General features: G+C 45.6%; 13 protein-coding genes. 6 read left to right on the forward strand and 7 right to left on the reverse strand.

The genetic code is table 11. The features are described from left to right. The first annotated feature begins 41 nt into the window (after positions 1–41). The 4 genes from H0Z19_RS02200 to serS all read left to right on the forward strand — a co-directional run bounded on the left by H0Z19_RS02200 (position 42) and on the right by serS (position 4,032). On the forward strand, positions 42–353 hold the full coding sequence (locus tag H0Z19_RS02200) for a hypothetical protein (protein WP_290723376.1): 312 nt from the start codon (positions 42–44) through the stop codon (positions 351–353). A gap of 449 nt (positions 354–802) precedes the next feature. Then, a complete protein-coding gene (locus H0Z19_RS02205) occupies positions 803–1,744 on the forward strand; it encodes a ribose 1,5-bisphosphate isomerase (protein ID WP_290723378.1) in 942 nt (313 codons plus the stop codon). Positions 1,745–1,801: 57 nt separating this feature from the next. After that, complete coding sequence (gene cyoE / locus H0Z19_RS02210) at positions 1,802–2,647, forward strand: heme o synthase (protein ID WP_290723380.1); 846 nt, start codon at positions 1,802–1,804, stop codon at positions 2,645–2,647. A 20-nt stretch (positions 2,648–2,667) separates the two neighbouring features. Next, positions 2,668–4,032 (forward strand): serine--tRNA ligase, encoded by a 1,365-nt coding sequence (gene serS / locus H0Z19_RS02215; RefSeq protein ID WP_365892250.1) that lies wholly within the window; start codon positions 2,668–2,670, stop codon positions 4,030–4,032. Here the strand turns inward: serS and H0Z19_RS02220 are convergent. After that, the gene (locus H0Z19_RS02220) at positions 4,026–5,117 is read right to left on the reverse strand and encodes a Xaa-Pro peptidase family protein (protein WP_290723384.1); all 1,092 of its coding nucleotides are present in this window, start codon (positions 5,115–5,117) and stop codon (positions 4,026–4,028) included. The genes serS and H0Z19_RS02220 overlap by 7 nt on opposite strands. A 131-nt stretch (positions 5,118–5,248) precedes the next feature. On the opposite strand from H0Z19_RS02220, the gene H0Z19_RS02225 reads away from it, so the two are divergent. Next, positions 5,249–6,862 carry a fatty acid--CoA ligase gene (locus H0Z19_RS02225; RefSeq protein WP_290723386.1) on the forward strand — a complete coding sequence of 538 codons (1,614 nt, stop codon included), beginning with the start codon at positions 5,249–5,251 and terminating at the stop codon, positions 6,860–6,862. Here H0Z19_RS02225 and H0Z19_RS02230 read toward each other — a convergent pair. The 4 genes from H0Z19_RS02230 to H0Z19_RS02245 form a co-directional block, all read right to left on the reverse strand. Beyond that, positions 6,859–8,880 (reverse strand): PAS domain S-box protein, encoded by a 2,022-nt coding sequence (locus H0Z19_RS02230; protein ID WP_290723388.1) that lies wholly within the window; start codon positions 8,878–8,880, stop codon positions 6,859–6,861. The genes H0Z19_RS02225 and H0Z19_RS02230 overlap by 4 nt on opposite strands. An 81-nt stretch (positions 8,881–8,961) precedes the next feature. Next, positions 8,962–9,159, reverse strand: a complete 198-nt coding sequence (locus H0Z19_RS02235; protein WP_290723390.1) for a helix-turn-helix transcriptional regulator — start codon at positions 9,157–9,159, stop codon at positions 8,962–8,964. 44 nt (positions 9,160–9,203) lie between these two features. Then, a complete protein-coding gene (locus H0Z19_RS02240; protein WP_290723392.1) occupies positions 9,204–9,380 on the reverse strand; it encodes a DUF2178 domain-containing protein in 177 nt (58 codons plus the stop codon). After that, a complete protein-coding gene (locus H0Z19_RS02245; RefSeq protein WP_290723394.1) occupies positions 9,320–9,565 on the reverse strand; it encodes a hypothetical protein in 246 nt (81 codons plus the stop codon). Before H0Z19_RS02245 ends, H0Z19_RS02240 begins: the two co-directional genes overlap by 61 nt. 193 nt (positions 9,566–9,758) lie before the next feature. Here H0Z19_RS02245 and H0Z19_RS02250 point away from each other — a divergent pair, with 193 nt between their 5' ends. After that, positions 9,759–10,619: a coiled-coil protein gene (locus H0Z19_RS02250; RefSeq protein ID WP_290723396.1), complete on the forward strand. Its 861-nt coding sequence runs from the start codon at positions 9,759–9,761 to the stop codon at positions 10,617–10,619. Here the strand turns inward: H0Z19_RS02250 and H0Z19_RS02255 are convergent. Both H0Z19_RS02255 and H0Z19_RS02260 read right to left on the reverse strand, forming a co-directional pair. Next, complete coding sequence (locus H0Z19_RS02255; protein ID WP_290723397.1) at positions 10,591–11,196, reverse strand: indolepyruvate oxidoreductase subunit beta; 606 nt, start codon at positions 11,194–11,196, stop codon at positions 10,591–10,593. The genes H0Z19_RS02250 and H0Z19_RS02255 overlap by 29 nt on opposite strands. Positions 11,197–11,226: 30 nt before the next feature. Further along, entirely contained in the window at positions 11,227–12,648 is a 1,422-nt protein-coding gene (locus tag H0Z19_RS02260) for a DHH family phosphoesterase (RefSeq protein ID WP_290723398.1), read from the reverse strand. Between the last annotated feature and the right edge of the window lie 68 nt (positions 12,649–12,716).

The raw sequence follows: 12,716 nt of genomic DNA on the forward strand, positions 1-12,716 counted from the left end.
TTATGCTGTACTACAACCGATTGAGGTGGTGTTTGTGTTAAGTGGACAGGTCCCTTATTCCATCCGAAAAATACATTTTCTGGCATGAAGCATTCGAAAACACCCATGTGCTTGCGTGGAACCTCTCGGAGGTCGGAGAACTGCCCGGTTTTCCCTACTTTGCCAATGAAAACTTCGTTGTAACTGGAAAGGATGGCGTTCTTCACTGCTACTCTCTGAAAGACCTGCACGAAGTATGGAATGTAGAGCGGAACGATATTGGGTATGTAAAGCTAAGCGACGATGGAAAAGTTCTGCTTGTTTCTGGAGAGACGGGTGGCTTTTATCTTTATACAGCAGTAAATATTTTATAAAAATTTTTTATTAAGTTTAGTTTTTGAATTTTCTTTCTGACTGTTCATTGCTACCCATATTTTTGATATTTTTCTCCCCTCAGAGGCTTTGGGACAAAACTACTCCCTCCCCCCTTTGGCATCTCAAAATGTTTTGCATGACATTTTAATTTCTATCGAACATTATAAAAATCTTACGCTGTGTTTTTGCTGATATAACTTTTCTTCATTCTATTTTACCCTGAATTATGGTACCAGACACATAGATGGAGAAATAAAGCCGGAGATTCGTTATTGTTTTAGAATTGTGCGCAAAACCTATATTCAGAGATAGACAAATTTTAACTATAACAGAGGCTGAATAAAACGCTTCAAAAAGGTATTGGTGAATTTTGTCCCAAAACCCCCCTCAGAACCAGAATTATTATAGTGCCTAAAATTTTTAACCTATGCTGGTTAAGAGATTAACTATGCAGGAAGTCCTCGAAGCTGCAGAGAAGATCAAAAGCATGGAAGTGAGGGGGGCAGCGAGAATTGCCAAATTTGCCGCTGAAACGCTAATGAAGTTTGCCGAAAGAGCTTCTGGCGAGAGGTTTGATGAGGAGATGAGATTGGCAGCTGACACACTTCTCAAAACACGCCCCACGGCCGTTAGCCTTTATAACGCCATAAACTATGTCATGCGTTACAGCGGCGAAAGCGTTGATGAGAAGAGGCAGAGTGTTATAAGGAGGGCGAAGGAGTTCGTTAACTGGGTTGAGACCGCGCAGAGAAAAATCGGTGAGATTGGGGAGAAGAGGATAAAGGACGGTTACACTATAATGACTCACTGCAACTCCTCCGCTGCTTTGTCAGTGATAAAGAGAGCTCATGAGAATGGAAAGGACATTAGGGTCATAGCCACCGAGTCGAGGCCAAGGTGGCAGGGGCATATAACGGCTAGGCAGTTAAGGGAGGCAGGGATTGACGTGACTTTAATCGTTGACTCTGCTGTAAGATATTTCATCGACGACGTGGACTGTGTTGTGGTTGGAGCTGACACGATAACTGCCAATGGAGCTTTGATAAACAAAATCGGCACTTCACAAATTGCTCTTGCAGCAAAGGAGGCGAGAGTCCCGTTTATGGTCGCCGCTGAGACATACAAGTTTAGCCCAAAAACGCTCTTCGGAGAGCTTGTTGTTATCGAGGAGAGGGATGCAAGGGAAGTTGCTCCGGAAGAACTGCTGAAGCTTGGAGTGAAGGTGAGAAATCCGGCTTTCGATGTCACTCCGAGGGACTACATTGACGTTATCATTACGGAAATCGGTGCAATCCCGCCTGAAATGGCCTACATAGTGATTACAGAAAGGTTGGGCTATGCCGGAATAGAGGAGGAGGAAATAACGCTGAATTCAAGGCACTTCGATTAGCTATCTTTGATGCAAAAAATTGCGAAAACTTTTTTGACGCCACCACGAATTTTCAATGTGAACAAAATCCGGGCATTAATTGAGGTGACCAAGCCGAAGCAGACTTTCCTTCTGATGATTACTTTCTTAGTCTCCTATATCGTCGCCCGCGGTGGGGCGGACTTCAATTTCCTCATTGCTACATTATCAATGTGGCTGGCCATTTCCGGAACAACTGCAATCAACATGTGGCTTGACAGGGATATTGATTCTATAATGCCCCGAACGAGGCAAAGGCCTGTCCCGGCAGGAATTTTGAAACCTTCAGAGTGCGCTGCCTTCGGTGCAGGGATTTTTGCCATCGGTCAGACACTTGGATTCCTGGTAAGCTTCGAGTTTGCTCTTGTAGTCTTCCTCGGCCTCTTCTTTGACATCGTCGTTTACACAATTCTTCTAAAGAGAAGGAGTCCCTACTCTATCATCTTGGGTGGGTTTGCAGGTGCGATGCCAGCCTTGGCAGGATGGGTTGCGGTGCAGGGCTTCACCTTGCCCGGATTCATAATTGCAGCAATCGTTCTCCTCTGGATTCCCTCTCACATCTGGTACATTTCAATGCACTACGAGGAGGATTACAGGCTGGCCAACATTCCAATGTATCCTCTTGTGGTGGGGATGGAGAGAGCTTCGTGGATGATAGTCCTCGCCACCGCTGCGATGCTTGTCTTAGCTGCCAGCCTCTACATCCTACTACCGCTTGGGGTTTTCTATCTCGTTATATCCACTTCTGCGGTGGCATTTTTCCTTTTAAAGGCGATAAAGTTTGCTCTCTCTCCTGACAGAGTTAAGGCAAGGAAAATGTACAAGCTTGCGAGCATAACTCTCGGCCTGGTATACTTTTCACTTCTTCTGGGCGTATTTTTATAAACAAGCCATTCTTACTTAAGCTGATGTGGAGCATTCTTAAGGCGGTCCGTGAAAATCCGGAAATTCTTTACGAATCTCAAGGAAGAAGAGGTTTGAGTGTTGAAATTGTTGATAGGGCAGTAGAACTTGACAGGAAGTGGAGAGAGAAGCTTAAGGAAGTGAATCAGCTAAGAAAGCGGAGAAACGAGCTTGCACGCAAGGTGAAGGAGGCGAAGGGTGAGGAGAGGGCGAAAATTATAGAGGAGGCAAAGGCTATCTCAGAAGAGGTTAAAAGGGCGGAACAGGAGCTTAAGAAGCTTGAGGCTGAGCTTGAGGAAGTTCTGCTTTCCATTCCGAACATAATTCATGAGACCGTTCCAATTGGGAAGGATGATACAGAGAACGTGCCGATAAAGTACTGGGGGAAGGCGAAAGTCTACTTTGAAGATGTTGATTCTTTTGTCGAGATGACTGGTGGTATGGCGGAGTATGAGGTGACTGATGTAAAGCCCGTTGGCCACGCTGATGCTGTTGAAATTTTCGGCTGGGCTGACCTCGAAAGGGCGGCGAAGGTTGCGGGAGCGAGGTTTTACTACTTGCTGAACGACCTCGTCTGGCTTGATTTTGCTTTGATGATGTACGCTCTCGATTATCTCAAGAAGACGGGATTTACAGTCGTCAATCCACCTTATATGATGCGAAGAGAGGCCTACAGCGGAGTTACAGCCTTCAGCGACTTTGAAGAGGTGATATACAAGGTTGAGGATGATGACCTCTACCTCATAGCGACGAGCGAGCATCCTCTCGCTGCAATGCACATGAAGGAAGTTCTTGAGGAGCGAGAGTTACCTCTGCTCTATGCCGGAGTCTCCCCCTGCTTCAGAAAGGAGGCTGGAGCGCATGGAAAGGACACGAAGGGAATATTCAGAGTCCACCAGTTCAACAAGGTCGAGCAGTTCGTCTTCTGCTTGCCGGAACAAAGCTGGGACTGGCATGAGAAGCTTTTGGAAAATGTGGAGAAGCTGTGGCAGGGGTTAGGCATTCCGTATAGAATCGTGAACATCTGCACTGGAGATCTGGGAATTGTTGCTGCCAAAAAGTACGACCTTGAGGCGTGGATGCCTGCTCAGGGCAAATACAGAGAGATGGTTTCCTGCAGCAACTGCACGGACTGGCAGAGCTACAGACTCAACATAAGGTTTGCAGAGGAGAGAGGTAAGCCGAGCAAGGGATTTGTCCACACTCTAAACTCTACGGCAATTGCAACTACAAGGGCAATCACAGCCATAATCGAGAACTTCCAGCAGGAAGATGGAAGGGTTGAGATTCCAAAAGTGCTGAGAAAATATCTCGAGCCCATTGAATCCGCACCCAAGGACTTCATCCTTCCCGCAAAAACTCAGTAGAGCCTTATAAACTTCTCGAAAGGTGTGAGGACTTCACAATCTTTTTCTCTCACAACAACAGTATCTTCAACTCTTACACCTCCAATTTTGGAGTAGTACAGCCCAGGCTCAACGGTAACCACCATCCCCTTCTTCAGCTCAACGCTAAGCTCACTAATCCTCGGCTCTTCGTGCACTTCAAGTCCTATTCCGTGCCCCGTGGAGTGTATGAACCCTTCTCCTTTCTCTGTCTTGAAACCGTAGTTGTTGAGCACGTCCTTCACCAGCTGGTGAACATCTCTCGCATCAACCCCGTTTTTTATCATCCCAATCGCCTTTTCCTGCGCATCAACCACAGCTTTGTACATCTCCTCAAGCTCGACATTTTTCCTCAAAAAAATCGTTCTCGTAAAGTCGGAGTAGTAAAGATGCTCAATGCTCTTCGGAAAGACATCGAGAACTACGTGATCCTTTATATCCCCCTTTCCAATCTCGTGGGGGTCGGAGGAGGCTTTTCCCGATGATGCTATTGTATTCTCCGCCAAATACCCCTCAGAAAACAGCTTAACCTCAACCGCTCTCCTCAACTCCTCGCAGGTTTTAAAGTTGAAGTTCTCCACTGCCCATTTAACACATCTAAGGATTGCGTTGCTCGTGTCCCTTATTTTCTCAATTTCAGAAGAGCTTTTAATAACTCTCAGCTTTGTGAAAGGGTTCTTTACGACCTCAGCCTGGAAGTGCTTCATTAGCTCAAAGGAGATATAAGTTGGCAGCTCTTCCGGGAGAAGGAGCTTCCTGCATCTCCCTTCCTTCAAAACCGACACCAGAATGTCCAGATACGCCTTCTTTGCGTCTTTCGTCTCCTTCAGTTTATCCATGTATCCGAGGTCGTTGAGCGAAACAACTTCCTTAACTCTGCTCTCCCTCTCCGCCCTCCTCTTTTCCATTTCAGGGACAATAAGGATGTCAGAACCGTCAATACCTGCGATATACGTTAGGGGGTCGTATGTTTTGAATTTCGTCACGTAGTAGAAGTTCGCGTCGTTGCTTGAACCATGGAGAATTATGAAGTCAGCATCGTGCTCTCTGAGAAATTTGGCAATCATGAAGAAAAGTACGAAGACCTGGTTAAAAGTTTTGGCCAGTTAAAATTTTGTAACGTAAATTTCAGAACATACCAAAATTTTCTTATACTCATGATTAGGTTGAGTATCAATGATATTAGAGAGGTGGTTTGATGAGTGAGGCGTATAACTACCAGCTTTTGCTGAAACACATTCTTGAGAGCGGTGTGACCTATGCACCGAAGCAGGAGATAGTTTACAGAGATTTGAGGAGGTTCACGTACAGGGACATCTATGAGAGAGTGCACAGGCTTGCAAGTGCGCTGGAGGAGCTTGGCGTGAAGAAGGGAACGAAAGTTGCGGTTCTTGACTGGGACAGCAACCGCTATCTCGAATGTTACTTTGCTATCCCGATGATGGGGGCTGTTCTGCATACGGTAAACGTAAGACTGAGCCCTGAGGATCTCCTCTACACAATGCAGCATGCAGAGGATGAGGTTGTTCTTGTTTACAAGGACTTTGTACCGCTTGTTGAATCAATTTCAGACAAACTTGATACTGTGAAAAATTATGTCGTTATGACCGACGACACTATGCCTGAGACAAAGCTCACTGACATAGAGTACGAGGAGATGCTGAAAAAGGCGAGTCCTAACTATGAATTCCCGGACTTCGACGAGAACACCATGGCAACCTTGAGCTACACTACAGGCACAACGGGGAGACCCAAGGGTGTCTGGTTCACCCATAGAAAACTTGTCCTACATACTTTAGCGGGGAGTGTTGCACTTACTGGTATCCGTTCTCCTCTCCGCCTGACTGGAGATAACGAGGTTTACATGCCCCTTACCCCAATGTTCCATGTCCATGCTTGGGGAGTACCGTATATGAGCTGGCTTCTTGGCCTCAAACATGTCTATCCTGGGAGATATGAACCTCAAATGATTGCAAAGCTTGTGCTGACTGAAAAGGTTACCTACAGCCACTGTGTCCCGACAATTCTGCAGATGATCGTTGATAACCTCCCCGAAGGTTTCAAGTTCCCAGGCTGGAAGGTTCTTATTGGCGGAGCGAAGCTCCCGAAAGGTCTTGCATTAAGAGCGAGAGAGAAGGGAATATACACAATGGCTGCATACGGTATGTCGGAAACTTGCCCAGCTTTGACAGGAGGCTTTCTGAAGCCACACCTGCTTGATGTTGATGAGGAAACGAAGGTCGAACTTTCGATAAAGACTGGCATTCCATTCCCCTTGGTTTACGTTAGAGTCGTGCACGAAGACTTCACGGACGTCAAGCCTGACGAGCAGGACATGGGAGAGGTAGTTGTGAGGGCACCTTGGCTTACTGACAGCTACCTCAAGGATCCGGAAAAGACGAAGGAGCTCTGGGAGGGAGGCTGGCTGCACACCGGAGATATCGCCGTCATGGACGAGGAAGGATATATAACAATCGTTGACAGGCTGAAGGATGTCGTCAAGAGCGGAGGAGAGTGGATTTCAACACTGACTCTCGAAAACCTTCTGAGCCTGCATCCCAAGGTTAGAGAGGTTGCAGTTATTGGTGTGCCGGACGAGAAGTGGGGAGAAAGACCGCTTGCAATAATCGTCCCAATGCCCGGAGAAAAGCCAACACAAGAAGAGTTGAGGGAGCACCTAATGAAGTTTGTTGAGGAGGGCAAGATAACGAAGTGGGCAGTTCCGGACAGATTTGAGATCGTCGATGAGATCCCCAAGACGAGCGTCGGCAAGATAGACAAGAAAGTCCTGAGGCAGATGTACTCCAGCTAAGCTTTTTCAAACTCCTTCTCTATTTTTGATACATCGTAAATTTCCTCTTTTATTTTGGCGATTCTTTCCGATTTTGCCCACGAAACGTCGAGATTTCTGACAATTTCCACGATTCTTTCAATCTGCCTGAATATCTTGTCCCTGACCTCTTCATCCTCAATGTAAATTTCAGTAAAAGCCCTGATGGCTGCGAGTGGATTCCTTATTCTGTCAACGAGGTAAGCTAGCATTTTTATGTTCTCAACAAGCTGTTTGAGTAGCTCTTCTCTTCTTTCCTCATCTTCCATAGATTTGAAGGCAAATGCGATGTCGTCAATCAGTGTTTTCAGCAAAGACCGCATTTCCTCATCCACTCTTTTCACACACAGAAAGCCGTACGTTTTTTCGCCGTAACTTATTTCAATACATTCTCCCCCAATAGGTTTCTCTACAATTTTTGCGGAATAATCTGACAATGTCTCCTCTATCTTCTTCACAAGTTCTCCGCGGTCGCGTATCCTGACTATTGCTTCGTTAACTTCCACCATTTCTCTCAACAGCTTGTTCAGCTTTCGAAGTTCAGTTATCTCCTGCGCGATCACCAGGCAGTGCTTTTCACCCTTAACTTCAATCGGCAGGTAGAAGTTGATGAAGTATCTTCCACTCCTCTCATCTTCAAACTCAACAAGCGAATCTTCCTCGAGAGCTTTCTTGAGGTACATGAGCCTTCTTTCTGCAACATCTGCTGGAAAAATTTCAGATAAAGTTCTGCCTATCGGATTTTCCCCAATGCTTTTCACCATCGCTGGATTTGCTTCGACAAACCTCCCTTCTTTATCCAGAATCGCAATAAGGACAGGAGAATGCGTAAAAACTGCCCTGTATCTTTCTTCACTCTCCTTTATCTCTCTTTCCATCTTTATTTTCTCGGTGACGTCTGAGGCAATGGAAATGCCGTAAATCCTTCCTTTAGCATCCCTATAAATCGTGTTGCGCCACTCACACGTGATGGTTCTACCGTCTTTCGTTAAATTCTCGTTTATCGAGTGCGTGTAAATCTCTCCTTTGAGGATTCTTTTCGCAATTTGCCGCATTTTGCCCTTCAGCGGCTCTGGAACGAGGAGTTCAATGATATCTTTTCCAAGAACCTCTTCTTTTTTCCATCCAAAAATCACCTCTGCTCTCCTGTTCCAGTCTACGATCCTTGACTTATCGTCAAAAACGATAATAGCTAAGGGTGAGTAGTTGAAAACAGATCGGTATTTTTCCTCGCTCTCTTTTAGCCTCTCCTCCAGCTTAACCCTTTCAGTCACATCCCTGAAGTTCCCAACGAACCCTGTAACTTTGTTTCCTTCCCACAGCAGCCTGACGTTGCCTTCAATAAATATTTCCTGTGAATCCTTTCGCTTGACCTTGAATAATAGTCCGGAAAGATTTTTTCTCTCCCTGAAAGCTTTGTTGTAGGCCCTGAATATCTCATCTGCCACTTCTTTGCTGAGTTTCAGGACTTCTGCAAAGTTCCTGCCTCTCACTTCTTCCCTAGAATAGCCAAAAGTTTCCTCAAACGCCTTGTTCACTTCAATAAAATTCCCTTCCAAGTCGGTCACGGCAATTATGTCGAGAGAGTTGTCGAAGAAATCCCTGTACCTCTCTTCTGTTCTTCTCCTTGCCGTAACATCTCGCAGAATGAGTAAAACCGCTCGTTTACCCCTGAAGGTGATGGGAGTTGGGTTCGTTTCGAACCAAACCTCTCTCCCATAGGGAAGAATGAAAAGTTCTTCATACGGCTCAACTTCTTCACCTCTCATCACCTTGGACATTCTCTCTACCGCGATTGCCCGGTAGTCTGGGTGAATGAATTCGACAAGTTTCTTCTCCATAAGGTCTTCTACGGAGACGTACTCTAAAGCTTTGGGATTAGCGTAAAGAACTCTTTCACCATCGTGAATAATGACAGGATCCGGACTGCGCTCGACTATTATCTTCAAAGTCTCGTCATCGGCCTCTGTAATGTTTTTGCGTTTCAGGTCATCCTTCACTAATTTATGATTGCTTTTCCAATAGATAAGCTTTCTCCATTATCACAATGAAAGTCATCATGAACTAAACGTTGGTTATTATTACTCATCATCAAAAATGAATATATCCTCTATTTTAACATTAAAAACCTTGGCTATCCTGTAGGCGAGCTTTAGCGATGGGTTGTATTTCCCCTTTTCAAGAAACACTATCGTTTCTCTTCTAACCCCAACCTTTTTTGCAAGCTCTTCTTGGGTCATATTGTGTTTAGCTCTGTATTCCTTTATTCTCGTCTTCATACCACATCACTCTTAGTAGTTAAATTTGAAAGTTGAATACACCTTTAAACAGCTCTCCTCGAATAGAAAGCGTAAAAGCCAATGTAAAGTATCAAGATGGTACAAACGGCAAATCCAAGAACGTAACCTGCATCATTTCCCATGGCAATCAGCAATGCACTCAGCAGTGCGGCTGAGATGCTGAACAATTCGAGAGTTCTCCTTGATGCTCTCTCTGACACTCTTTCAATCCTTTCATCCTCCAGAACTCATCGACTCTTCCTCTTGCCGCTCTCAGCAATACAAGTGCTGCAATAACTGCGATTACTGCCAAATACGGTTGCTTGCTCTCCACAGCATATCCCACAGTTCCGCCCAGCCCTACTGCCAATACAGTCCCAATTAACGCGAACTTCTTCCTGTCCACTCTCTCACCTCATTTGTTAGGTATTTCTAACATAATGTTAGATGTTTTTAACATTTTCGCCTGCAACCCTTCCACACTCTGACAATCCCGTCCATAACTTGAACGGAGAAATAAGAGAAAAATTTAAATCCAGTCTAAGACATCCCAACTAAGTGACTTCAGAGTTTTCCAAAAAACGCGCTGTTGTGAGAGCATGATGCTGGAAAAGTTGGAAGAAAGGAAAGAACAACTCGAAAAAGAGCTTCAGGATTTCATTAGGAGGAGAGATGAGCTGAATGCGGCTGCGAGGGAGTATGCGAACAAGAGAGACGAGCTAAACAAGAAAGTCAGAGAAATGCTTGCAGCAACGAAGTCTGTGAAAGAAAAGAGAGACGAGCTGAATGCCAAGGTAAGGGAGATCAGGGCAAAGAGAAATGAGATTTTTAAGGAAGTGGACGCGCTTTATAAAGAAGTCGACAAGCTGAGAAGGAGCATCGACAAGGGAGGTAGGCCGCTTGGAGAGATCGAGAAGGAGATAAGGAGGCTGGAGTTCAAGCAGCAGACTGCAGTTCTGACGATAGAAAAAGAGAGGGCTCTGGTAGAGAGAATCGCCAAGCTGAGGAAGGAGCTTGAGGAAAGGAAGGCTCAGCTTGAGAGGCACGAGGAGTTCAGGAGACTGATATCGAGAATAAGAGAGCTGAAGGATCAGGCAAGAGAATTGCTGAATGAGTTAAAAGCGTATGCCGAAGAGGCGGACAAGTACCACGAGCAGCTAACCCAAATGTTCAGCGAGATCGACGAGACGAGGAAGCTGGCTGATGAAATGCATGAGAAGTTCATAGAAAGCAAGAAGGAAGCGGACAGATGTCACAACGAGGCGATAAAGAGGAGAAAGGATATCAAGGATCTTGAGAAGGTAATAAAGGCTTTGAAGTCGAAGCAGGTTAAGAGCAAGGAGCAGAGAGAGAAGGAAGAGCTGATAAGGAAAGCGAAGGAAATCTACGAGATGTTCAAGAGAGGAGAGAAAATTGAAACGGAGGATTTGCTCATACTGCAGAGGGCCGGGCTGATATAGCCTGATTATAACCCATTTTTAATGCTTTCAAGTTTAGATCGACAATTTTGCTTTTCATCGTCTCTTTTATAGCCTCTTCAACGTGCTCTATGCCGAATGGCATGCTGTAATACCCAAAAAGCATCCCAACGACGACGACATTCGTTGCCAGAACGTTGCCCGCTTTCTCCGCAATTTCAGAGGCGTTGACGGGTATAACTCTTGGAGTTATTTTTCTTAGCTCGCTGATGATATCGTCCAGATCAGGATAGGTTGCCGATCCCGCTGTGACAGAAGGAGGAATTATCTTTCTCGTGTTAAGAATCACGAGGCTATTTCGGTTCAGGAACTTTACGTATCGCAGAGCTTCTGCAGGTTCAAGAGCGATCATAACATCAGCTCCACCCTCTGGAATGAGTGGCGCCTTAACATCACCGATTCTCACATGAACCTCAACGCTTCCTCCCCTCTGCGCCATTCCGTGAGTTTCAGCAGTAACCACATTCAGCCCTGCTTTCATTGCAGCCCTCGCTATTATTCCCGAAGTTGTTAAAGCACCCTGTCCGCCAACACCGACAACGACTATGTTCAGCCTCATCTGCCATCCTTAGACTTTATGCATTTAAACTTAGCTCTGTTCCATGCCCACTGCTGAAAGTAATCTCTTTGTAATTGCTTCCGTTATCAGCTTTGCAAGCAAATCCTTTTCGTTGGTCTCTCCAAAGATTCCAAGAGGTATCTGTGCTCCTGCAGCATGCGCATGTCCACCAGCACTTCCAACATCACTGAAAGCCCTCCTGAGAACCTCACCCATGTGAATCCTCACGTCTTTGTTCCTTGCTGAGACGTAAACGGTGTCCTTTATCACACCAAAAACGACCACGGTGGAGATACCTTCAAGCTTCAGCAGGAAGTCTGCTGCCTGGGGTAACGCATCCCTGTCGTTGATGAATCCGGCAAAGCTTATGAGGAAGCTGGAATAAACCTGCCTGTTTTTGATTGCCGTGCCAAGAATATCAAGCGTTTCTGTAGAGATGGACGGACTCTCAATTTTCTCAATCAAATCCTGGTCAACAAACGGATAGAGAAATGCACATGCCAGAAAGTCTGCCGTCCTGGTGTTTCTTTTAAACTCGTCCGTTTCGCTCTTTATTCCGAAGAAAAGTGCAGTAGCGAGGATCTTGCTCGGAGTTATTTTCAGCTCCTTTATGTATTCCGTCAGAATCGTAGCAGTAGCTCCGACATCATCTCTGAGGTCGATGAAGTCTGCAACGACCTTTTCTGCAGGATGGTGGTCGATTACGATGGAGATGTCTATTTCAGGCGGGATTGAGTTGTTAACTCCGGGCCCTGAAGAATCGACAATTGCAAAAGCGTCATAGTGGCTTAACTCAACCTCATCCGCCCGAATCATTGGTATTTCGAGCAGGTTGACCATAGCCCTGTTTTTCTGATGCAAGATTTCTCCGTAGTAAAGAATGTCCGCGATAACGTCAAATTGCTTTGCAATTTCCCTCAGGGCGTATGCTGACGACATTGAGTCCGGGTCGGGGTTATCGTGGGTAAAAATGCCGAGCCTCTTACCTCTCAGCGACTCCATTATATTCTTGAGCTTTTCTATCTTTTTCAGCGTCTCCATCTTCTTTATTTTATCCATGAAAGCCTGTTTTACGGCGTCAGCCACAAGAACTACCAGATTTGCCCCTGCTTCCTCAAACTCCTCCTTTCTTTTGGGTGAAGAGACTCTCACAATTGTGTAAACGTCCGAAGCGCTTCGCAACGCTTTAACGGTTTCCAGATTCAGTTCATCATCAGAACTTGTAATTAGGACAGCAGAAACACCCTCAAGGTCAAGGTTTCTGTAGAAATTCTCATCGGTCGGATCCGCAATTAAAGCATCGAATCCCTCATCTTCAAGCAGTTCAATCTTTTCCTTGGACTTGTCAACGGCAAGAACCTTTTTTCCCGCAGCAGTCAACTCTCTGACAAGTCCCACACCGGCAGCTTCACTGCCGATGACTATGTACTCGTACCTGCCGTTTTCAGTCATTTCAGAATCAGAAAATCGAGGAAGTATTAAACGTTTCCGGTAGGGTTTATATTCTTCATTTGCGATGT

Source organism: Archaeoglobus sp., from assembly GCF_017656475.1.
In the GTDB taxonomy this organism is placed as follows: domain Archaea; phylum Halobacteriota; class Archaeoglobi; order Archaeoglobales; family Archaeoglobaceae; genus Archaeoglobus.